The sequence below is a fragment of the Caballeronia sp. ATUFL_F1_KS4A genome (genome assembly GCF_023630905.1).
GTDB lineage: Bacteria > Pseudomonadota > Gammaproteobacteria > Burkholderiales > Burkholderiaceae > Caballeronia > Caballeronia zhejiangensis.
Genome location: NZ_JALQEB010000004.1, coordinates 42,545 through 64,584, shown reverse-complemented (window position 1 = coordinate 64,584; position 22,040 = coordinate 42,545). Strand labels below are relative to the sequence as shown.

Below are 22,040 nucleotides of genomic sequence, written 5' to 3'. Positions count from 1 at the left end.
CGCCCCGCCACGCGATGCGATCACGAACAAAGCCCCCGGAGGTCCAGGGGCTTCGTCGTTTCAAAAGAATAACCGGCTTATCGGATTCATCGGCCGGACTTGAATTCCGTCCAGAGCCGCGTCTGCAGGCGCTGGATTTCCGGCGGCAACGGCTTCAGCAGGAACAGCGTCTTGATGACATCCTGCGGCGGATACACGGCCGGATCGTTCGCGACGTCCTTATCCACGTACTTGCGCGCTTCGAGATTTGCGCTCGGGTAGTACACGGCGTTGGTGATCGCGGCGTGAACCTGCGGCGTCTCGATGTAGTTGATCCACTCGTGCGCCGCGTCCTTGTTCTTGGCGTCCTTCGGAATCGCCATCACGTCGAACCACACGGGCGCGCCGCCCTTCGGAATGTAGTACTCGATCTTGAACGGCTTCTTCGCATCGACGGCGCGATGCTTCGCGATCACGACGTCGCCCGACCAGCCGTAGGTGAAGCAGATATCGCCGCCGACCATGTCGTTGATGTAGCCCGACGAGTTGAACTGCGTGATGTACGGACGGATTTTCTTCATCATCGCGAGCGCTTCGCGATAATCGGCCGGGTTCGTGCTCATCGGATCCTTGCCGATGTAATGCAGCGCGGCCGCGAACATCTGGTCCGGCGCGTCGAGCACCGAGACGCCGCACGCCTTCAGCTTCGAGATGTTCTCGGGCTTGAAAAGGATGTCCCAGTTGTTCAGTTCGGCGTTCGCGCCGAGGATCTGCTTCGCCTTGTCGACGTTGTAGCCGAGGCCCGTCGTGCCGTACGCCCAGGGCACCGTGTATTTATTGCCCGGATCCGCGCCCTCGACGAGCTTCATCAGGTCGGGATCGAGATATTTGAGGTTCGGCAGCTTCGACTTGTCGAGCGGCGCGAAGATGTTCGCGGCGATCTGCTTGCCGGCGTAATTGCTGGTCGGCACGACGATGTCATAGCCGGAACGGCCGGTCAGGAGCTTGGCCTGCAGGGTGTCGTCGCTGTCGTAGTTGTCGTACTTCACCTTGATGCCGGTCTGCTTGGTGAAGTTGGGAATCGTGTCCTTCGCGATATAGTCCGACCAGTTGTACACGTTCAACTGCGTGTCTTTCGCGAAGGCCGCGAGCGGAGTCAACATCGCGGCGCATGCCAGGGCGCCCGCCAGCTTGGCCGTGCGGCTCGCCAGTTTCTCGTTCATTTCGATTCTCCCTTGTTCCGACTTGTCACGACGTCGTGCCGCCCGGACCCGGCGCATTTTCGCATCGCCGAGCGACCCGCGACTCCCCTAAAACCCCGAAAACTACCATTAAACGCGGACGCGACAAAAAATAATCCGCCGCTTGTCGCGCAAAATGTACACGCCCTTGCGCCACGCGGCGACGGTCTTGCCGCGCGGGGCTCTGCCCGGCTTAGCGCCGCGCGCCGACAGCCGGAAAGAGCGCGCATTTTAGCCCCTAATCCGCTGCCGCGGCACGTGATAAACCCACACTCGTCAAAGTGACACGCAGGCGTAAGCCCGATGCAATGTCATTATTCGTGGTCGGTCGCCTGCGTCCCCTTGCGCCCGCCGTTTTGCGAGTCGTTTCTTCGTCGTTTCGTTGACTCGCACGAGCGCGGCCGAGACGGGACAAGCCTGACGAATAGCCAGCGGAACAGTTGTTGCGAGCCAATTCGACGTGCGCCGCGAAAAGCGGCGTCTTCTGAACCGGCAACGCGCACCGTTGCAACGCTATCCGAGGCCGCCTCCCGCATGAATACCAATCCCTCCGCGCTCGCCCGGCCGTCAGCCGCGAAATCCGACGCGCAGTCGCCCGTGGCGACCCGTGAAGATCGGGAGCGCGCGCCGCGCCCGCGCAGACACTGGTATTCGTTCGCCGGCGCGGGCGCGCTCGTCGCTGTCGGCTACATGGATCCCGGCAACTGGGCGACGGCGCTCGCGAGCGGCGCGCGCTACGGTTACTCGCTGCTTTTCGTCGTCCTGCTCGCGAGCCTGATGGGGATGCTGCTGCAATGGGTCGCGTCGCGCGTGGGCGTCGTGACCGGGCGCGACCTCGCGCAACTGTGCCGCGAACGCTACAGCCGCCGTACGACGCTTGTCCTGTGGATCGCGTGCGAAATCGCGATCATCGCGTGCGACGTCGCGGAAGTCGTCGGCAGCGCGGTTGCGCTGCAAATGCTCTTCGGCCTCTCGCTCACGGCCGGCGTGCTGGTTTCGGCGGTCGGAACCTTCGCGATGCTCGCGCTGCAAAACCGCGGCAAGCGTTCCCTGCAGCGGGCGGTATCGACGCTCATCTTTCTCGTGAGTTTGTGCTTCGTCATCGAACTCGCGCTGGCGCATCCGGTCTGGGGCGATGCGCTGCGCGGGCTCGCGCCGTCGCGCGAACTCGTCCGCGATGCCGGCATGCTCTGGCTCGCCGCCGGCGTGCTCGGCGCGACCGTGATGCCGCACAACCTTTACCTGCACTCCGCGCTCGTCAAGGAGCACGCGAGCGCGCGCGACGACGCGACCATCGGGCGCGCGCTTCGTGGCGTGAACATCGATACGTTCGGCTCGCTCGGGCTTGCGTTCATCGTCAACGCGTCGTTACTGATCGTCGCGGCCGCCGTCTTCCACGCGAACGGCCACACCGGTGTGAACGATCTCGCCGACGCCCACCGTCTCATTGCGCCGCTCGTCGGCAGTCATTGGGCGGGCGTCGTGTTCGCCGCCGCGCTGCTCGCGTGCGGCCTGAACGCGACGGTCACGGGCACGCTCGCCGGCCAGGCGGTGATGGAAGGCTTCCTGCGCCTCAAGATGGCGCGCTGGGCGCGGGCGCTCCTGACGCGCGGGCTCGCGATCGGTCCGGCGCTCGTCGCGGTCGGAAGTTTCGGCCAGCATGGTTCGAACGCGCTCCTCGTCGCGACGCAAGTCGTCTTGAGCCTGCAATTGCCGCTCGCCGTGATTCCACTCGTGCGCTTCGCCTCCGATGCCGCGCTGATGGGCCGCTGGCGCGTCGCGCGCGTGCCGCTGGCGCTGGCGTGGATGTGCGCGGGCGTGATCGTCGCGCTGAACGGCGCGATGCTCTGGCAGGCGGTGTTTTCGGCCTGACGCACCGGTTTCGATGCCATTTCGTCTGGAATGTCGGGATCGCGGCGCGGCTCGCGCTGTCAGACTGTCCTGATGCCCGCCCCGCCCCAACAGGACACGAACTACATGGCCCACGGCCCACGATCGATTTCGCTGAAAAATTCCCGCCGCTCTGCCGGCCGCGCACGCATGTTCGCGCTTCTTCTTGCCGGCCTTTGCACAAGCGGCGCTACGCGCGCGACCGTCGCGGTGCTGCAACCCGCGCGCGAAGCCGCCGCCTCGCAACCGCTCGAACTGACGCTCCTCTATACCGACGATGACGCGAAACCCCTGACCGTCGATGTCCCGAAGCAACTGACCGTGAATCTGACCAATGGCGATTTGCCGCCGGCGCCGCTCACGCTCGAGCGCGATCCGACAGTGCCGGACCGTCTGCGCCTTGCGCCCGGCCAGTATCGCCGCGTGCGTTTTTCGGCGCCGTGGCCCGATTCGGCGCGCGGGACGGTGAAGATCGATCCGGTCGGCTTCGATGCTTCGCCGATGCTCGTCACGCTCAATCGCAGCGATACGCAGACCGAGGTCGCCGCCGCGGAGAAGGCCGAGTCGCAAGCGACGACGCCCGGCCAACTCGCCGTCGCGACGGCCGCGGCGAATACCGCCGTCCAACCGGCGTCCAGCACGGACACGTTGCTCTCGGGCCGCTTCTCGACGTTCGAGCCGATCTATTTCGCGGATGGCAAAAACGGCGACAATCTCGCGAAATTCCAGTTCAGCTTCAAATATCGCCTGCATCTGCCTGACGATCCCCGCTCGCGCGGCTTCCTCGACAACCTCTATTTCGGCTACACGCAGACGGCCATATGGAATCTCTCGGCCGAATCGGTGCCGTTTCGCGACATCAGCTTTCAGCCGCAACTGTTCTATTACGTGGAGGACACCGGCTGGAAAAGCGCGCTCTTCACGCGCATGGGCGTCGCGGCGGGCATCGGGCATGAATCGAACGGCAAGAGCGGCGACGAATCGCGCTCGATCAACATCGCGTTCGTGCGCCCGACATGGGATTTCGGCGATCTGAACGGCAATCACCTGACGCTCTCGCCGAAGTTCTATTACTACCTGTCGAAGGCGGGCAACGAGGACATCGCGGATTATCGCGGCTACGTCGATTTCCTCGTGAAATACGGCAGCCCGGACGGCTGGCAACTCGCGACGACATTACGCAAAGGCACGAAGCACTGGTACGGCAGCGTGGAATCGCAGTTGACCTATCCGCTCGCGAAGCTGATCGGCAGCGCGTGGGGCGGCTATCTGTTCGTGAGCTACTTCAACGGGTACGGCGAGGACATCCTCGATTACAACCAGCGGCATCACTGGATCGCGCGGATAGGCTACAGTATCGCGCGTTGAGTTTTTTTACGCATTTTGAATGCCGCGTTGCCGCCCTTTTTGTTCGGCGCCGATGCGGTCACGAGCTAGCCCAATGTCTTCGAATCTTCACGATCTGCCTGATAGCCCCTGCATCGGCGTGTGCTCCACGCTCTTCGACGACGTCTGCAAAGGCTGCGGCCGCACGGCCGGCGAAGTGTCCAACTGGGTGTTTCTGAACGACGACGAAAAACGCGCGATCTGGGAGCGCATTACGCGCGAAGGAACGGCGATGCGGTTTCGCAACGACAGGCTTTGACCGGCATGTAAAAACGGCCCGCTCTTTCGAGGCGGGCCGCTTGTTTCGGCGCGAGCGCGAAGCCGGTGATTACTGAATCCCCTGGCTCGCCAGAAAATCTTCGTAATTCCCGCCGAAGTCGCGCAGCGTGCCATCCGTCTTCACTTCGATGATGCGATTCGCCAGCCCGCTCACGAACTCGCGGTCGTGCGACACGAAGATCAGCGTGCCTTCGAACTTCTCCAGCGCGATCTGCAGCGACTCGATCGACTCCATGTCCATGTGGTTGGTCGGCTCGTCCATCAGCAGCACGTTGTGGCGGCCGAGCATCAGCTTGCCCCAGATCATGCGGCCCTTTTCGCCGCCCGACAGCACCTTCACGTTCTTCTTGATATCGTCCGCGTTGAAGAGCAGACGGCCGAGCGTGCCGCGCATCATCTGCTCGTCGTCGCCCTCCTTGCGATACTGGTCGATCCACTCGGTCAGCGTCTCGTCCTTCGGAAACTCTTCGTACGTGTCCTGCGGCATATAGCCGACGTTGGCGTTTTCCGCCCACTTCACCGTGCCGTGATCGAGTTCGAGCGCGCCCTTGAGCGACTTGAGCAGCGTGGTCTTACCCGCGCCGTTCTCGCCGATGATCGCGATACGCTCGCCCGGCTGCACCGAGAGCGAAAAGTTCTGGAAGATCGTGCGGTCGTACTTCTTCGTGATTTCTTCCGCGACCACCGCGATGTTGTGCAGCTTCTTCTCGTACTCGAAGCGGATGAACGGATTCTGACGCGACGACGGCTTGAATTCCTCGATCTTGATCTTGTCGATCATCTTCAGACGGCTGGTCGCCTGACGCGCCTTCGACTTGTTCGCCGAGAAGCGGCGCACGAAGTCCTGCAGGTCGGCCACGCGCTCCTTCGCCTTCTGGTTCGCGGCCTGCTGACGCTCGCGCGCCTGCGTCGACGCCAGCATGTAGTCGTCGTAATTGCCCGGCCAGACCTTCAGCGTGCCGTAGTCCATGTCCGCCATGTGCGTGCAGACCTGGTTCAGAAAGTGACGATCGTGGGAGATGATGATCATCGTCGAGTTGTACTGGTTCAGCACGTCTTCCAGCCAACGGATCGAGTTGATGTCGAGGTTGTTGGTCGGCTCGTCGAGCAGCAGCACGTCGGGCTTCGAGAACAGCGCCTGCGCGAGCAGCACGCGCAGCTTCCAGCCCGGCGCGACGTTGCTCATCGGGCCATTGTGATCGTTGATGTTGATGCCGATGCCGAGCAGCAGTTCGCCCGCGCGCGCTTCGGCCGTGTAGCCGTCGTATTCGGCGAACTTGGCTTCGAGGTCGGCGGCGCGCATGTAGTCGTCGTCGGTGGCGTCGGGGTTGGCGTAGATCGCGTCGCGCTCGGTCATCGCGGCCCACATTTCGGTGTGACCCATCATGACGACGTCGAGTACGCGCATGTCTTCGTACGCGAACTGGTCCTGGCGCAATTTGCCGAGACGCACGTTCGGCTCCAGCATGACGTTGCCCGAGGACGGCTCGAGATCGCCGCCCAGGATCTTCATGAAGGTCGACTTGCCGCAGCCGTTGGCGCCGATCAAGCCATAGCGGTTGCCTTCGCCGAACTTGACCGAGATGTTCTCGAAGAGGGGCTTGGGCCCGAATTGCATGGTGATATTGGCGGTAGACAGCACGGCGCGTCCTTTTGAATGGGGTACGACGAAAAACCTGAGATTTTAACAGCTTTTGGCGGGCTTCTGCCCGCGAGCGGCGATTCTGCGAAGCTGGCTCCGGCGGCGGATTTCGTGCCGCATCATGAAAAACGGGGCGCGGCCGTGCAGCCGCGCCCCGTTCATCCCGATGACGATCGTGTTACGTGCGCTCGGCGATGAACGCCTTCACGACGCCAGCATCGGCAGGAACGATATCGAACCTTTGTGGCAGTTTTTCAAGTCCGACGAACGCAGCCGGCCGCTCGGGCTCGCGATTGAGCGCCTCGCGGATCGTCTCGCCGAATTTGATCGGCTGCGCGGTTTCGAGGACGATCATCGGCACGCCGGGCTTCAGATTTTCGCGCGCGACCTTCACGCCGTCGGCGGTGTGCGTGTCGATCATCGTGTGATAGCGCTCGAATACGTCGCGGATCGTCTTCACGCGGTCGTCGTGGCCGCTCTTGCCCGACACGAAGCCGAATTCCTTCACGCGCGCGAAATCGCCGCTCACCGCGAGGTCGAAGCCGCCCTTCTCTTCGACGTCGCGGAACAGTTGCAGCACGCGCGCCGGATCGCGTCCGAGCAGGTCGTACACGAAACGCTCGAAGTTCGACGCCTTCGAGATATCCATGCTCGGGCTCGTCGTGTGATACGTTTCCGCCGCGCCGCGCACGCGATACACGCCGGTCTTGAAGAACTCGTCGAGCACGTCGTTTTCGTTGGTCGCGACGACGAGTTGATCGATCGGCAGGCCCATCATGCGCGCGATGTGCCCCGCGCACACATTGCCGAAATTGCCCGAGGGCACCGTGAACGACACGCGTTCGTCGTTGCTCTTCGTCGCGGCGAAATAGCCTTTGAAGTAGTACACGACCTGCGCGACGACGCGCGCCCAGTTGATCGAATTGACCGTGCCGATCTTGTGCTTCGCCTTGTACGCGTGATCGTTCGACACGGCCTTGACGATGTCCTGGCAGTTATCGAAGTTGCCTTCGACCGCCAGATTGAAGATGTTCGGATCCTGCAGCGAGAACATCTGCGCGGTCTGGAACGCGCTCATCTTCTTGTGCGGCGAGAGCATGAACACGCGCACGCCGGTCTTGCCGCGCATCGCGTATTCGGCGGCGCTGCCGGTGTCGCCCGAGGTCGCACCGAGGATGTTCAATTCATCGCCGTGCTTGGCCAGTGCGTACTCGAACAGATTGCCGAGCAGTTGCATCGCCATGTCCTTGAAGGCGAGCGTCGGGCCGTTCGAGAGTTCCAGCAGCGACAGCGTCGTGCCGTTTTCCTCGCCGAGCGTCTTCAAAGGCGTGATCTGAACCGCGCTCTCTTCGTGGCGCACGTTGCTGTACACCTGCGCGGTGTACGTCTTGCGCGTAAGCGAGCGCAGGTCGTCGGCAGGAATGTCGTCGCTGAACTTCGACAGCACTTCGAATGCGAGATCCGCGTACGACAGCGTGCGCCAGCGCGCGAGTTCGTCGGCGCTGACTTTCGGATACTCCGCCGGCAGATACAGGCCGCCGTCTTTGGCGAGGCCGCCCAGCAGAATGTCGGAGAACGTGTGGCGCTCGTCGGTGCCGGCGCCGCGCGTCGAAATGTAGTTCATCGTGCTTGCCTTTAGTTGAGCGCTTCCATGCGCAGCTTCGTCACCTTGGAGACGACCGTGGACAGCGCCTCGATCTGCGCGATCGCCGCGTTCACGTTCTTTTCGAGCGTCTCGTGCGTGATGAGGATGATGTCGGTCTCGCCCTTGTTCGCGCCGTCGACTTCTTCCGATTCCTTCTGCAGCAGCGCGTCGATGGAGATGCCCTTGTCCGCGAGAATGCGCGTGATGTTCGCGAGCACGCCCGTCACGTCCGCGACGCGCAGGCGCAAGTAGTAGCCGCTCGTCACTTCGTCGATCGGCAGGATTGGCGTGTTCGACAGGCTGTCCGGCTGGAACGCCAGATGCGGCACGCGATGCTCGGGATCGGCCGTATGCAGGCGCGTCACGTCGACGAGATCGGCGACCACGGCGGACGCCGTCGGCTCCGCGCCCGCGCCCTTGCCGTAGTAGAGCGTCGTGCCGACCGCGTCGCCGTGCACGACGACCGCGTTCATCGCGCCTTCCACATTGGCGAGCAGGCGCTTGGCCGGAACGAGCGTCGGATGCGTGCGCAGCTCGATGCCCTTCTCCGAGCGCCGCGCGATGCCGAGCAGCTTGATGCGATAGCCGAGATCTTCCGCGTAACGAATGTCGATCGCGGCCAGCTTGCTGATGCCTTCCACATACGCGCGATCGAACTGCACCGGCACGCCGAACGCGATTGCGCTCATGATCGTGACCTTGTGCGCGGCATCGACGCCTTCGATGTCGAAAGTCGGATCGGCTTCGGCGTAACCCAGTTCCTGCGCGGCCTTCAATGCGGTCGCGAAGTCGAGCCCGCGGTCACGCATTTCCGAAAGAATGTAGTTCGTCGTGCCGTTGATGATGCCCGCGATGTACTCGATGCGGTTCGCCGTCAGCCCTTCGCGCAGCGCCTTGATGATCGGAATGCCGCCCGCCACCGCGGCCTCGAACGCGACCATCACGCCCTTCGCGCGCGCGGCCTCGAAAATTTCCGTGCCGTGCACCGCGAGCAGCGCCTTGTTGGCCGTCACGACATGCTTGCCGTTCGCGATCGCGCGCAGCACCAGTTCGCGCGCGAAGCCCGTGCCGCCGATCATTTCGCACACGATGGCGATGGAAGGATCGTCGACGACCGCGTTGAAGTCGTCCGTCACCGCGATGCCTTCCTGCTTCGCCGCTTCGGCCTTCGCCGTCGTACGCACGGCGACACGCGAAATTTCGATGCCGCGTCCCGCGCGTCGTTTGATTTCTTCCTGGTTACGGCGCAGCACCGTGAAGGTGCCGCTGCCGACCGTGCCGAAGCCCAAGAGTCCTACTTTGATCGGTTCCATGCAGCGCGAGTCTTTAAAAGAGAGATTAAGCGGAATGTCGTTTGCGATAGCCGTCGAGGAAGCGCGCGATGCGGTTGATCGAATCCGCGAGATCGTCGACGTTCGGCAGGAAAACCACGCGGAAGTGATCCGGCGTCGGCCAGTTGAAGCCGGTGCCTTGCACGAGCAGCACGCGCTCCTCGAGCAGCAGATCCGTGATGAACTGCTGGTCGTCCTGGATCGGATACATCTTCGGATCGAGCTTCGGGAACATGTAGAGCGCGGCTTGCGGCTTCACGCACGTGACGCCCGGAATCGCCGTGAGCATGTCGTACGCGAGTTCGCGCTGCTTGAAAAGGCGCCCGCTCGGGACGATCAGGTCGTTGATGCTCTGATAGCCGCCGAGCGCCGTCTGGATCGCATACTGGCCGGGCACGTTCGGGCACAGGCGCATCGACGCGAGAATGCCGAGGCCTTCGAGATAATCCTTCGCGCGGCGGCGGTTCTCTTCGATCAGCCCGGAGATCGCCATCCAGCCCGCGCGATACCCGCACGAGCGGTAACTTTTCGAAAGGCTGTTGAACGTGACCGTGACGACGTCTTCGGAGAGCGCGGCCATCGACGTGTGCGTCTTGCCGTCGTAGACGATCTTGTCGTAGACCTCGTCCGCGAAAATGATGAGGCCGTGCTCGCGCGCGATCGCGATCAGATCGCGCAGCAGTTCGTCGGAGTACAGCGCGCCTGTGGGGTTGTTCGGGTTGATGACGACGAGCGCCTTCGTGTTCGGCGTGATTTTCGCGCGGATGTCGTCGAGATCGGGCATCCAGCCGTTGCTCTCGTCGCACATGTAGTGGCGCGGCGTGCCCGACGACAGGCTCACCGCGGCCGTCCACAGCGGATAGTCCGGCGCCGGAAGGAGCACTTCGTCGCCGTCGTTGAGAAGCGCCTGCATCGCCATGACGATCAGTTCCGACGCGCCATTGCCGATGTAGATATCGTCCAGTTCGACGCCCGTCACACCCTTTTGCTGCGTGTAATGCATGATCGCCTTGCGCGCGGCGAACACGCCCTTCGAATCCGAATAGCCCGACGAACCCGGCAGATTGCGGATCATGTCCTGAATGATCTCGTCCGGCGCCTCGAAGCCGAACGGCGCCAGATTGCCGATATTCAGCTTGATGATGCGATGGCCTTCTTCTTCGAGGCGCTTCGCGTGTTCGAGCACGGGCCCGCGAATGTCGTAGCAGACGTTTTGCAGCTTGTTGGATTTGAGAATCGGTTTCACGGCTGGCGCTCTGGGTCTGATGTGAATGCGGACGGGTTCTGGTGATGTCGGTCGCGTGCGGCTCGGAATTCGGGGCAGCCAGCCTCGCGCGCGGCGGACGGGCGTTGCAATAAATACCGAGGTGAAAGCCGATGGCGGCTCGCCCGGACGGCTCCCTTTTCCCGAGCGCCGAACGATGCATTTTAGACGCCGCGCCAGGTAAGGCATGGGCGATGCGGACCGGATTGCGTGTCGAAGGCGGCTTGTGGCGGCACGCGAGCGCAACGGGTGGCGCACGAGCGAGCCCGGCAGCCAAAAAGTTATAATTTACTGATTATGGCCCAGTTCCGCAATGCACCAATCGAATGCGCCGGAACCGGCGCAAACGGCGCTACGCGCGCCCGCCGGGCCTCTCTCCTTTTCCTTGCCGGATCATTGTTTTGAAACTGCACCAGGATTCCACCAGCGCGCTCAATACCATCACGAGCTACGGAGACGGTTTCGTGGCGATCAATCTCGAAAGGCACGAAGGCAGCGTGATCGTCATGCCGCAGACGCCCGTCGCGGCGTGGCCGGTGTCGTCGTTCGATGCGCTCAAGCCCGAGGATTTCGATGCGCTCGTCGAGGCCGCGCCGGAAGTCGTCATTTTCGGCAGCGGGTCGCGGCTGCGCTTTCCGCATCCGCGCCTCACCGCGCAACTGGCGAAACACCGCATCGGCGTCGAAACGATGGATTTCGGCGCGGCCTGCCGCACCTACAACATACTGATGTCCGAAGGCCGGCGCGTGGCCGCCGCACTGCTGATCGAAGCCTGAGGGGATCGCTAAGGCGGCGCTAAGGAAGCGTTGGCAGACTCCCGCCGCCCGTCCGATATCGGCAGCAGCCGTCGCTTGCCAGTCGTCAATTTTGACGGATGCCGGTCGGCCGTGCGCTACACTCCCGCCCGGCATCGTCGTTACGCCGGGCGTTTCGACGTCGGACAAGTGCGCAGCGCGCGCTCGAACGTGCGAACTCGCATCGACAATGCGTGCCTGAGCATGCACGAGTTGCATCCTCGCGCGGCGCGCATTCATCGCTCAATTCGTTTCATTAGCGCCGCGCATCGCGGCATCGGACAGGTCGACTTCATGAACGATACGCCTACCCGGCTACCGCTCACGCGTCTTTCGCTCATTCTTCTGGTACTCGCACTCGCGATCATCTGGTTCGCGCCGCTCGGGTATCGTCATCTCGTGCCCAGCGACGAAGGCCGTTACGCCGAAATGGCGCGCGAGATGTTCGTGACCGGCGACTGGATCACGCCGCGCTACAACGGCTACAAGTATTTCGAAAAGCCGCCCCTGCAAACGTGGGCGAATGCCCTTACCTTTGCGTGGTTCGGCATCGGCGAATGGCAGGCGCGCCTTTATACGGCGCTCACGGGCTTTCTGGGCGTGCTGCTCGTCGGCTATACCGGCACGCGCGTATTCAACGCGATGACGGGCTTCGCCGCCGCGGTCATCCTCGCGACGTGCCCGTACTGGAACCTGATGGGCCACTTCAACGCGCTCGACATGGGCCTGTCGTTCTGGATGGAGCTGACCCTCTGCGCGCTCCTGCTCGCCCAGCGCCCCGGACTGCCGACCCGCGAAGTGCGTCTCTGGATGTGGCTCTGCTGGGCCGGCATGGGCGCCGCGGTGCTGTCGAAGGGTCTCGTCGGCCTGATCCTGCCGGGCGCCGTGCTCGTTCTGTATTCACTCGTGTCGCGCGACTGGGCGCTCTGGAAGCGGCTCTATATCGGCAGTGGGCTGATCGTGTTCCTGATCGTGACCGGCCCGTGGTTCGCGCTCGTGCAGATGAAGAACCCGGAGTTCTTCGACTTCTTCTTCATCGTCCAGCAGTTCAAGCGCTATCTGACGCCCGAGCAGAACCGCCCCGGCGCGTTCTATTACTTCGTGCCGGTTCTGATCGTGGGTTTTCTGCCGTGGCTGTCGATCGCCTTTCAGAGCGTGCGCCACGGCTTGAAGACGCCACGCCAGCCCAACGGCTTCGCGCCGGTCACGATGCTGCTGATCTGGTCCGCGTTCATTTTCCTGTTCTTCAGCGCGTCGCATTCGAAGCTCATTTCGTACGTGCTGCCGATCGCGCCGGCGCTCGCGCTCGTCATCGGGCTGTATTTGCCCTCGCTGACGAAATCGCAGTACCGCATGCATCTGATCGGCTATGCGGTATTTCTGATCGCCGCGGCCTTCGGAGCGATTTTCCTCGGCCGCGCGGGCAGCGCCAACACGCCTAACGCGCTCTATCGCGAGTTCCAGATCTGGGTGTACGCGGGCCTCGCCGTCGCTTTCGTCGTGACGATATTCGCGTTATGGCTGAACCGGCGCAGCGTGCTCGCGGGCGCGACGGGACTAGGCGCGGCCTGGCTGCTGCTGGGCACGATCGCGGGCTCCGGTCACGATGTCTTCGGCACGCAGAGTTCCGGCGTGCGGCTCGTGCCGGCCGTGAAGGCCGCGATGGCCAAGCTCCCGCCCGACACGCCGTTTTACTCGATCGCGAAGCTCGACCACACGATGCCCTTCTACCTCGGCCACACGATGATCATGGTCGGCGAAGCCGACGAGCTGACCTTCGGCGTCCAGACCGAGCCGCAAAAATGGGTGCCGAGCGTCGACGAATGGGTCAGGCTGTGGGATTCGGAGCGCTACGCGTTCGCGCTGATGCCGCCCGCACGCTACGACGAGCTCATGGCACGCCACGTGCCCATGCAGGTGATCGCCCGCGACGAGCGCCGCGTGATCGTGGAGAAACCGCAGCCGTGAGCGCGCGTTTTCCTCCCGGTCGCGATGCTGCGCTGCACGATCGTTCGGCATTTCGCGATGAACCGAGTATCCTTGTTCCGCATTTGAAAAACGCGCGATGAACCCGATCTCCTTTATTTGCATCGTCATCGGCGTATCGTTGAACGCATGCGCCCAGCTCCTGCTCAAAGCCGGCGTGAACGCGGTGGGCCATTTCGACATGACGCCCGCCAACATTCTGCCGGTCGGCATCAAGATCGCGACGCAGTGGCCGATCATCGGCGGGCTTGCCTGTTATGTGCTGAGCGTCGTCGTGTGGATCGTCGGGCTGTCGCGCGTGGACGTGTCGATCGCCTATCCGATGCTCTCGCTCGGCTACGTCGTCAACGCGTTCGCCGCGTGGTACCTGTTCGGCGAAGTGCTGTCGATGCAGCGGCTCATCGGCATCGGCATCATTCTGGTCGGCGTCGTGGTGCTCGCGCGCGGCTAGTTGCCGGACCGAAGCGTCCGCCGGATCAATTCATTTTTTAAACGCATAGTCCATGACTCAAACAACGCGGCCGTTCCTGCCCTTCGTGAAGCCCGATATCGACGAAGAAACCATTCAGGGCGTCGTCGACGTGCTGCGCTCGGGCTGGATCACGACCGGCCCGCAGAATCAGCAGTTCGAGGCGGAGTTGTCGGCGTACGTGGGCGGCCGCCCGGTGCGCGCCTTCAACTCGGGCACCTGCACGATGGAAATCGGCTTGCGCATCGCGGGCGTCGGCCCCGGCGACGAAGTCATCACCACGCCGATGACCTGGGTGTCGACCGCGAACGTGATCCTCGAAGTCGGCGCGACGCCGGTGTTCGTCGATATCGATCCGGTCACGCGCAACATCGACCTGAATCTGCTCGAACGCGCAATCACGCCGCGCACCAAGGCGCTGATACCCGTCTATCTGGCCGGCCTGCCCGTCGACATGGACAAGCTCTACGAGATCGCGCGCGCCCACAAGCTGCGCGTGATCGAAGACGCCGCGCAGGCGTTCGGTTCGACGTGGAAAGGCCAGCGCATCGGCGCGATCGGCGACATCGTGTCGTTCAGCTTCCACGCGAACAAGAATGTGACGTCGATCGAAGGCGGCGCGCTAGTAATGAATAACGAGGACGAAGCGGAACTGGCGCGCAAGTACCGTCTGCAAGGCATTACGCGCACGGGCTTCGACGGCATGGATTGCGACGTGCTCGGCGGCAAGTACAACCTGACGGACGTGGCGGCGCGCGTCGGCCTCGGCTCGTTGAGGCGCGTCGAGAGCCTCACGCAGCAGCGCCGCGAACTGGCGCGCCTCTATTTCGATGCCTTCAAAGGCGGCGCGGCGGTCGAGCTCGGCGTGGGTCTGCCGGTCGAGAACTTCACGGACCACAACTGGCACATGTTCCAGATCGCGCTGCCGCTCGAAAGGCTCAAGCTCACGCGCGCGGAATTCATGGCGCAACTGAAGGAGCGCAACGTCGGAAGCGGCGTGCATTACCCGGCGCTGCACTTGTTCACGCTGTATCGCGCGCGTGGCTACAAGGAAGGCATGTACCCGCATTCGGAGCATTACGGCGCGTCGAACGTGACGCTGCCGCTCTTCCCGGGCATGACCGCCGACGACGTGACGCATGTCGTCCGGTCCATCGACGAAATCTGCGAGCAGTTCGGACACAACGGGTAACACGGACCATCAAGGACAATCAGCGCAACATGAGTCATTTCGATTTTCCGGCGACGTCCCCCGAGCTTTCGGTGATCATCCCGGTGTACAACGAAGCGGACGGCCTCGCCGCGCTTTTCCAGCGCCTCTATCCGGCGCTCGATGCGCTCGGCACGTCGTACGAGGTGATCTTCATCAACGACGGCAGCCGCGACAAGTCGGCCGCGCTGCTCGCGCAGCAGTTCCACGTGCGGCCCGACACCACGCGCGTCATTCTGCTCAACGGCAATTACGGCCAGCACATGGCGATCCTCGCGGGCTTCGAACAGTCGCGCGGCGAGATCGTCGTCACGCTCGATGCCGACCTGCAGAATCCGCCCGAGGAAATCGGCAAGCTCGTCGCGAAGATGCGCGAGGGCTACGATTACGTCGGCACGATTCGCCAGCAGCGGCAGGACAGCCTGTGGCGCAAGAAGGCGTCGCGCGCGATGAACCGCCTGCGCGAGCGCATCACGAAGATCAAGATGACCGACCAGGGCTGCATGCTGCGCGCGTACAGCCGCCATATCATCGATACGATCAATCGCTGCGGCGAGATCAACACATTCATTCCGGCGCTCGCGTACACCTTCGCGCAAAACCCGATCGAAGTCGATGTCGCACACGAGGAGCGGTTCGCGGGCGAGTCGAAGTATTCGCTCTATAGCCTCATCCGCCTGAACTTCGATCTCGTTACCGGCTTTTCGGTCGTGCCGCTGCAATGGCTGTCGTTCATCGGCGTGATTCTGTCGGTCGGCTCGGCGGGCCTGTTCCTGCTGCTGTTGATTCGCCGCTTCATGTTCGGCGCGGAAGTCCAGGGTGTGTTCACCCTCTTCGCCATCACGTTCTTCATGCTCGGCGTCATCATCTTCGCGCTCGGGCTGCTCGGCGAGTACATCGGGCGCATCTATCAGCAGGTGCGCGCGCGGCCGCGCTATCTCGTGCAGACGATTCTCGAACAGCGCGACGGCGTATCGGTCGCCGCCAAGCCGTTGCAGGACGCCGTGCAGCAAGTGGTCGCCGTCACGCGCGAGGAAGACGACCGATGAAGCCGCGCGCAGTCGTCTTCGCGTATCACAACGTCGGCGTGCGCTGTCTGCAGGTGCTGCTCGCGCGCGGCGTCGATGTTGCGCTCGTCGTCACGCACGAAGACAGCGCAAGCGAGAACATCTGGTTCGGCAGCGTCGCGCAGGTCGCGGCGGAACACGGCATCGACACGATCACGCCTGCCGATCCAAAGTCGCCCGAGCTTTTCGGCGCGGTGGAGAAAATCGCGCCGGACTTCATCTTCTCGTTCTACTACCGGCACATGCTGCCCGTCTCGCTGCTTTCGCTCGCAAAGCGCGGCGCGTACAACATGCACGGCTCGCTTCTGCCCAAGTATCGCGGCCGCGTGCCGACGAACTGGGCCGTCATCAACGGCGAAACCGAGGCCGGCGCGACGCTGCATGAAATGCTCGCGAAACCCGATGCAGGCGCGATCCTCGCGCAAACGCCGGTGCCCATCCTGCCCGACGACACAGCAGCGCAAGTCTTCGACAAGACCGTCGTTGCCGCCGAACAGACGCTCTGGCGCGTGCTGCCCGCCTTGCTCGCCGGCGAAGCGCCGCATCTGCCGAACGATCTCGCGGCGGGCAGCTATTACGGCGGACGCAAGCCGGAAGACGGCCGCATCGACTGGTCGCAGCCGGCGCAGCGTGTCTACAACCTGATCCGCGCGGTCGCACCGCCGTATCCGGGCGCGTTCACGGATATCGGCGCCGATCGTTTCATCGTCGCGCGGGCGCGGCTCGTGCCCGAAACGGGCGCGCCGGGCGTTTCACCCGAAAGACTCCGTGAGCTGCGGGGTTTGCCCCCGGGCCTGACCGTGGCGGATAATGCGCTGTTTGGCGTCTGCGGCGATGGCCGCGTCATCGCCATCCACGAATTGCGTCACCGGCCCCTGAACGCCGACGCGCAACCGTCGGGCGAAGAACGCACCGTCGATCCTTCCGAATTCGGCCGAATCATTCAATCCTCTCGTCATTCATGAAAAAAGTTCTGATCCTGGGTGTCAATGGCTTCATCGGCCATCACCTGTCCAAGCGCATCCTCGAAACCACCGACTGGGAAGTCTTCGGGATGGACATGCAAACCGATCGCCTGGGCGACCTCGCGAATCACGAGCGGATGCATTTCTTCGAGGGCGACATCACGATCAACAAGGAGTGGGTCGAGTATCACGTGAAGAAGTGCGACGTGATCCTGCCGCTCGTCGCGATCGCCACGCCCGCCACGTACGTGAAGCAGCCGCTGCGCGTGTTCGAGCTCGACTTCGAGGCGAATCTGCCGATCGTGCGTTCGGCCGTGAAGTACGGCAAGCATCTGGTGTTTCCGTCGACGTCCGAGGTGTACGGCATGTGCACCGACGAGCAGTTCGACCCGGAAAACTCCGTGCTTTCCTACGGCCCGATCAACAAGCCGCGCTGGATCTACGCGTGCTCCAAGCAACTCATGGACCGCGTGATCTGGGGCTACGGCATGGAGGGTCTCAACTTCACCCTCTTCCGTCCGTTCAACTGGATCGGCCCGGGCCTCGACTCGATCTACACGCCGAAGGAAGGTTCGTCGCGCGTCGTGACGCAGTTCCTCGGGCATATCGTGCGCGGCGAGAACATCAGTCTCGTCGACGGCGGCGCGCAAAAACGCGCGTTCACCGACATCGACGACGGCATCGGCGCGCTGATGAAGATCATCGAAAACAAGGGCGGCGTGGCGTCGGGCAAGATCTACAACATCGGCAATCCGACGAACAACTTCTCGGTCCGCGAACTCGCGAACAAGATGCTCGCGCTCGCAAACGAATTCCCCGAGTACTCGGACAGCGCGAAGCAGGTGCAACTGGTCGAGACGTCGTCGGGCGCGTACTACGGCAACGGCTATCAGGACGTGCAGAACCGCGTGCCGAAGATCGACAACACGATGCAGGAACTCGGCTGGGCGCCGCAAGCGTCGATGGACGACGCGCTGCGCAAGATCTTCGAAGCGTACCGCGGCCACGTGGGCGAGGCCCGCAAGCTGGTGGAACAGGCGTAAGGCGCGCGCGTGGCTCGCATCGTTCTGAAAATCGACGTCGATACGCTGCGCGGCACGCGCGAAGGCGTGCCGAACCTCGGGCGGCTCCTCGACAAGTACAGCGCCCGCGCGACGTTCCTCTTCAGTCTCGGCCCGGATCACACCGGCTGGGCGCTGCGGCGGGTCTTCCGGCCCGGCTTTCTGAAGAAGGTGTCGCGCACGTCGGTGGTCGAGCATTACGGCGTGAAGACGCTCATGTACGGCGTGCTGCTGCCGGCGCCGGATATCGGCCGCGAAGCGGTGTCGGAAATGCGTGCGATCCACGAGGCCGGCTTCGAATGCGGCATCCATACGTGGGATCACGTCTACTGGCAGGACAACGTGCGCGGGCGTGATCGCGACTGGACCGTCGCGCAGATGCAGCAGAGCCACGCGCGCTTCATCGAGATTTTCGGCGGACCGCCCGTCACGCACGGCGCCGCCGGCTGGCAGATGAACGGCTACGCGTTCGAGCAGATCGACGCGTGGGGCATGCGCTACGCATCCGACGGGCGCGGCCACACGCCGTATATTCCCGTGCTCGACGGGCGCACGCTGAATCACATCCAGATGCCGACCACGCTGCCGACGCTCGACGAAGTGCTTGGCGTCGACGGCGTCGACGAAAGCAATGTCGCGGCGCACGTGCTGCGTCATACGGCGAACAATCCGCGCGATCAGGTGTTCACGCTGCACGCCGAACTCGAAGGCCAGAAGCTCGCGCCGGTGTTCGAGCAACTGCTCGCCGGCTGGCGCGCGCAGGGACACAGCTTTGCCACGATGGGCGATTACCATGCGGCGCTGGACCGCGCGTCGCTGCCCACGTACCCTGTGACGTGGGGCGAGATTCCGGGCCGCGCGGGCGAACTGATCGTCCAGCCGGGCTGAAGCGGCGCGTGGCCGCTTTCTCCCCGCCTCGCTTTTCTCACCGATAAACCAGAACGACCGGAGAAACCTACGTGTCAGTTGCAGTCGACCAGCCCGTTCCCGACTTCACCGCACCCGCGACGGGTGGCGAGTTCACCCTGTCCTCCTTGCGCGGCAGAAAGGTCGTGCTCTTCTTCTATCCGAAGGACAACACGCCCGGCTGCACCACCGAAAGCCTGCAATTTCGCGACCACTACGATCAGTTCAAGGCGGCCGGCGCGGAAGTGATCGGCATCTCGCGCGACAGCGTGAAATCGCACGACAACTTCAAGGCGAAGCTCGATCTGCCTTACACGCTGGTTTCGGACGCTGACGAAGCGATCTGCACGCTCTTCGATGTCATCAAGATGAAGAAGATGTATGGCAAGGAAGTGCGCGGCGTGGAGCGCTCGACCTTCCTCGTCGACGCAAACGGCGTGCTGCGACGCGAGTTTCGCGGTGTCAAGGTGCCGGGCCACGTAGAGGCGATCGTCGAGGCTGTACAAGCGATTTGAGGCACGTTATATTGGTTCGCAATGAGCGCCTGCCTTCCCCATTTCCTTCGTTCCAGTGCAAGCCGCCGTGTGCCTGTGGGTACGGTGGGCATGGACCCGGGCTATGTGGATCCGGCAAGGGAAAGGCGCTCTGAAGCTGAAGTCAGCCGCTGGTTCCGGTAGTCGGAACGGCGGCTTTTTCATTTGGCGTCGCACGAAAGCCACGCTTCATCGGCTCGGGCGCGGCGTGTTGCACGCAACCTCCAAGGAGCAGATCGAAACTTAGGCGAACCGGCGATTTCGACAACGAAGCGCGCCTCCGGGCGCAAACTGCAGGATTCGTATCGCTTCGAGGGCGTACGAGCAGGATGCGACAGGCGGCGCACGATACACGACCCGATTCCTTTCGAGGGAACATCATGCCTTTGCCTACCGCCCCGGCCAAGCTCGGCCATCTCCTTCCGGCTGAAGAATACAAGGCCAAAGCCCGGCCTTCGAAGCAGTCGAAAAAACAAGCCGCGGCGAGCGATGACGACGCCTATGGCGCGGTCGAGACCGTCGCCGCCGAGCGTCCCGCCACGAATGCCGCGCACACGCTGCGCTCGATCGCGAACGAAGTGCTGACCCAGATTCCGGCCGAGCCGCACGTCGAAGCCGTCGTGCCGCCGCCCGCACCGGGCACCGTCCCTACGCGCGCCCGAAAATCGAAGCAGACCGCCGCGCTCCTGCAGCCGACGCCCGGCGCCCGCGCCACGCCGGATGCAGTCGAAGCGCGCACGGAGCGCGCCGAAACGCCCGTCGCGACCGAAGCACCTGTCTCGGCCACGACGCGCGATACGCGCGCGCAGAACAAACGTCGCAAGGGCACGGCTGCCGAAGCCGAATTGCGCAAGCTCTTCGTGCTCGACACCAACGTGCTGATGCACGACCCGAGTTCGCTCTTCCGCTTCGAGGAACACGACGTCTATCTGCCGATGATGACGTTGGAAGAACTCGACAACCACAAGAAGGGCATGTCGGAAGTGGCGCGCAACGCGCGTCAGGTGAGCCGGACGCTCGATGCGCTCGTCGCGCACGCGGGCAACGCCAGCAAGATGGCCGAAGGGCTTCCGCTCGCTGCGCAAGGCAATCGCGACGCGCTCGGCCGCCTCTACTTCCAGACGACGCTCACGGACATCGAGCCGGTCGAAGGCCTGCCCGTCGGCAAGGCGGACAACCAGATTCTGGGCGTCGTGCGCGCGCTGCAGAAGGAGCGGCCGGATCGCCAGGTCGTGCTGGTGTCGAAAGACATCAACATGCGCATCAAGGCGCACGCGCTCGGTCTGCCTGCCGAAGACTACTTCAACGATCAGGTTCTCGAAGACAAGGATCTGCTCTACTCCGGCGTGCGCGCACTGCCGCAGGATTTCTGGACCAAGCACGCGAAGGGCATGGAGAGCTGGCAGGACACCAAGACCGGCACCACGTATTACCGCGTGACCGGGCCGCTGTGCCCTTCGATGCTCGTCAACGAGTTCGTCTATCTCGAGCCGCAGAACGGCGAGCCGTCGTTCCATGCGGTCGTGCGCGAGCTCAACGGCAAGACCGCGCTCCTGCAGACGCTGCGCGACTACGGTCATCACAAGAACAACGTGTGGGGCATCACTGCGCGCAACCGCGAGCAGAACTTCGCGCTGAATCTGCTGATGAACCCGGAAGTCGATTTCGTCACGCTGCTGGGTCAGGCCGGCACCGGCAAGACGCTGATGGCGCTCGCCGCGGGCCTTGCGCAAGTGCTCGACGACAAGCGCTACAACGAGATCATCGTGACGCGTGCGACGGTTCCGGTCGGCGAGGACATCGGCTTTCTGCCCGGCACCGAGGAAGAGAAGATGCAGCCGTGGATGGGCGCATTCGACGACAACCTCGAAGTCCTCCAGAAGACGGATGACGCCGCCGGCGAATGGGGCCGCGCCGCGACGCAGGAGCTCATCCGTTCGCGTCTCAAGGTGAAGAGCATGAACTTCATGCGCGGACGCACGTTCGTCGACAAGTACGTGATCATCGACGAGGCGCAGAATCTCACGCCGAAGCAGATGAAAACGCTCGTCACGCGCGCGGGCCCCGGCACGAAGATCGTGTGCCTCGGCAACATCGCGCAGATCGACACGCCGTACCTGACCGAAGGCAGTTCGGGTCTCACGTATGTCGTCGATCGCTTCAAAGGCTGGACGCACAGCGGTCACGTGACCCTCGCGCGCGGCGAGCGTTCGCGCCTCGCCGATTACGCGTCCGACATTCTGTAAGCGCGCGGCTTTCAACGCGATGAAACGGCCCGGCGGAGCGATCCTGCCGGGCCGTTTCCTTTCGTCCTAACGTTCCGCACTTGCAACACTTACGGCACAGACTTCATGTAAATCCTCAAGACATCTTGCCGCACGGCCGTGCGGCG

Annotated in this window: 18 protein-coding genes; 13 read left to right on the top strand and 5 right to left on the bottom strand. The window is 63.3% G+C overall.

The genetic code is table 11. The annotated features are described in order from the left end of the window. Positions 1-86 precede the first annotated feature (86 nt). Positions 87-1,202, bottom strand: a complete 1,116-nt coding sequence (locus NCS03_RS07105; RefSeq protein WP_008349802.1) for a polyamine ABC transporter substrate-binding protein — start codon at positions 1,200-1,202, stop codon at positions 87-89. A gap of 552 nt (positions 1,203-1,754) precedes the next feature. Here NCS03_RS07105 and NCS03_RS07100 point away from each other — a divergent pair. The 3 genes from NCS03_RS07100 (at position 1,755) to NCS03_RS07090 (ending at position 4,755) form a co-directional block, all read left to right on the top strand. Then, entirely contained in the window at positions 1,755-3,092 is a 1,338-nt protein-coding gene (locus NCS03_RS07100) for an Nramp family divalent metal transporter (protein ID WP_250480497.1), read from the top strand. Positions 3,093-3,260: 168 nt separating this feature from the next. After that, positions 3,261-4,478 (top strand): phospholipase A, encoded by a 1,218-nt coding sequence (locus tag NCS03_RS07095; protein WP_250518173.1) that lies wholly within the window; start codon positions 3,261-3,263, stop codon positions 4,476-4,478. Positions 4,479-4,551: 73 nt separating this feature from the next. Further along, the gene (locus tag NCS03_RS07090; protein WP_008349809.1) at positions 4,552-4,755 is read left to right on the top strand and encodes a DUF1289 domain-containing protein; all 204 of its coding nucleotides are present in this window, start codon (positions 4,552-4,554) and stop codon (positions 4,753-4,755) included. Positions 4,756-4,824: 69 nt separating this feature from the next. Here the strand turns inward: NCS03_RS07090 and NCS03_RS07085 are convergent, their stop codons facing one another. The 4 genes from NCS03_RS07085 to NCS03_RS07070 all read right to left on the bottom strand — a co-directional run bounded on the left by NCS03_RS07085 (position 4,825) and on the right by NCS03_RS07070 (position 10,639). Continuing rightward, entirely contained in the window at positions 4,825-6,417 is a 1,593-nt protein-coding gene (locus NCS03_RS07085; protein ID WP_008349811.1) for an ABC-F family ATPase, read from the bottom strand. 178 nt (positions 6,418-6,595) lie between these two features. Continuing rightward, positions 6,596-8,041 (bottom strand): threonine synthase, encoded by a 1,446-nt coding sequence (gene thrC / locus NCS03_RS07080; protein WP_175980110.1) that lies wholly within the window; start codon positions 8,039-8,041, stop codon positions 6,596-6,598. An 11-nt stretch (positions 8,042-8,052) separates the two neighbouring features. Next, positions 8,053-9,375 (bottom strand): homoserine dehydrogenase, encoded by a 1,323-nt coding sequence (locus NCS03_RS07075; protein ID WP_008349813.1) that lies wholly within the window; start codon positions 9,373-9,375, stop codon positions 8,053-8,055. A gap of 25 nt (positions 9,376-9,400) precedes the next feature. Then, positions 9,401-10,639, bottom strand: a complete 1,239-nt coding sequence (locus tag NCS03_RS07070) for a pyridoxal phosphate-dependent aminotransferase (protein WP_175980108.1) — start codon at positions 10,637-10,639, stop codon at positions 9,401-9,403. A 419-nt stretch (positions 10,640-11,058) separates the two neighbouring features. Between NCS03_RS07070 and NCS03_RS07065 the strand changes: the two genes are divergently transcribed. The 10 genes from NCS03_RS07065 to NCS03_RS07020 all read left to right on the top strand — a co-directional run bounded on the left by NCS03_RS07065 (position 11,059) and on the right by NCS03_RS07020 (position 21,894). Continuing rightward, positions 11,059-11,433, top strand: coding sequence for an Mth938-like domain-containing protein (locus NCS03_RS07065; RefSeq protein ID WP_008349815.1), 375 nt, complete (start codon positions 11,059-11,061; stop codon positions 11,431-11,433). A 312-nt stretch (positions 11,434-11,745) separates the two neighbouring features. Next, positions 11,746-13,419, top strand: a complete 1,674-nt coding sequence (locus NCS03_RS07060; RefSeq protein WP_175980107.1) for a glycosyltransferase family 39 protein — start codon at positions 11,746-11,748, stop codon at positions 13,417-13,419. A 97-nt stretch (positions 13,420-13,516) separates the two neighbouring features. Then, a complete protein-coding gene (locus NCS03_RS07055; RefSeq protein WP_008349817.1) occupies positions 13,517-13,888 on the top strand; it encodes an SMR family transporter in 372 nt (123 codons plus the stop codon). A 52-nt stretch (positions 13,889-13,940) separates the two neighbouring features. Continuing rightward, on the top strand, positions 13,941-15,098 hold the full coding sequence (locus tag NCS03_RS07050; RefSeq protein WP_250528974.1) for a DegT/DnrJ/EryC1/StrS family aminotransferase: 1,158 nt from the start codon (positions 13,941-13,943) through the stop codon (positions 15,096-15,098). A gap of 29 nt (positions 15,099-15,127) precedes the next feature. Continuing rightward, complete coding sequence (locus tag NCS03_RS07045; RefSeq protein ID WP_008349819.1) at positions 15,128-16,165, top strand: glycosyltransferase; 1,038 nt, start codon at positions 15,128-15,130, stop codon at positions 16,163-16,165. Continuing rightward, a complete protein-coding gene (locus NCS03_RS07040) occupies positions 16,162-17,148 on the top strand; it encodes a formyltransferase (protein WP_250459683.1) in 987 nt (328 codons plus the stop codon). Before NCS03_RS07045 ends, NCS03_RS07040 begins: the two co-directional genes overlap by 4 nt. Next, positions 17,145-18,191, top strand: a complete 1,047-nt coding sequence (locus NCS03_RS07035) for a bifunctional UDP-4-keto-pentose/UDP-xylose synthase (RefSeq protein ID WP_008349823.1) — start codon at positions 17,145-17,147, stop codon at positions 18,189-18,191. The genes NCS03_RS07040 and NCS03_RS07035 overlap by 4 nt, the downstream gene beginning before the upstream one ends. A 9-nt stretch (positions 18,192-18,200) precedes the next feature. Beyond that, entirely contained in the window at positions 18,201-19,097 is an 897-nt protein-coding gene (locus NCS03_RS07030; protein ID WP_250528973.1) for a polysaccharide deacetylase family protein, read from the top strand. 71 nt (positions 19,098-19,168) lie between these two features. Continuing rightward, a complete protein-coding gene (locus NCS03_RS07025; RefSeq protein ID WP_250528972.1) occupies positions 19,169-19,630 on the top strand; it encodes a peroxiredoxin in 462 nt (153 codons plus the stop codon). A gap of 398 nt (positions 19,631-20,028) precedes the next feature. Then, positions 20,029-21,894: a PhoH family protein gene (locus tag NCS03_RS07020; RefSeq protein WP_244808054.1), complete on the top strand. Its 1,866-nt coding sequence runs from the start codon at positions 20,029-20,031 to the stop codon at positions 21,892-21,894. Positions 21,895-22,040 lie beyond the last annotated feature (146 nt).

Coding starts and splice junctions, on each gene's coding strand:
- NCS03_RS07040 (WP_250459683.1), top strand. CDS start 16,162: ATGAAGCCGCGCGCAGTCGTCTTCGCGTATCACAACGTCGGCGTGCGC.
- NCS03_RS07050 (WP_250528974.1), top strand. CDS start 13,941: ATGACTCAAACAACGCGGCCGTTCCTGCCCTTCGTGAAGCCCGATATC.
- NCS03_RS07095 (WP_250518173.1), top strand. CDS start 3,261: ATGTTCGCGCTTCTTCTTGCCGGCCTTTGCACAAGCGGCGCTACGCGC.
- NCS03_RS07060 (WP_175980107.1), top strand. CDS start 11,746: ATGAACGATACGCCTACCCGGCTACCGCTCACGCGTCTTTCGCTCATT.
- NCS03_RS07055 (WP_008349817.1), top strand. CDS start 13,517: ATGAACCCGATCTCCTTTATTTGCATCGTCATCGGCGTATCGTTGAAC.
- NCS03_RS07100 (WP_250480497.1), top strand. CDS start 1,755: ATGAATACCAATCCCTCCGCGCTCGCCCGGCCGTCAGCCGCGAAATCC.
- NCS03_RS07020 (WP_244808054.1), top strand. CDS start 20,029: ATGCCTTTGCCTACCGCCCCGGCCAAGCTCGGCCATCTCCTTCCGGCT.
- NCS03_RS07045 (WP_008349819.1), top strand. CDS start 15,128: ATGAGTCATTTCGATTTTCCGGCGACGTCCCCCGAGCTTTCGGTGATC.
- NCS03_RS07090 (WP_008349809.1), top strand. CDS start 4,552: ATGTCTTCGAATCTTCACGATCTGCCTGATAGCCCCTGCATCGGCGTG.
- NCS03_RS07075 (WP_008349813.1), bottom strand. CDS start 9,375: ATGGAACCGATCAAAGTAGGACTCTTGGGCTTCGGCACGGTCGGCAGC.
- thrC (WP_175980110.1), bottom strand. CDS start 8,041: ATGAACTACATTTCGACGCGCGGCGCCGGCACCGACGAGCGCCACACG.
- NCS03_RS07105 (WP_008349802.1), bottom strand. CDS start 1,202: ATGAACGAGAAACTGGCGAGCCGCACGGCCAAGCTGGCGGGCGCCCTG.
- NCS03_RS07035 (WP_008349823.1), top strand. CDS start 17,145: ATGAAAAAAGTTCTGATCCTGGGTGTCAATGGCTTCATCGGCCATCAC.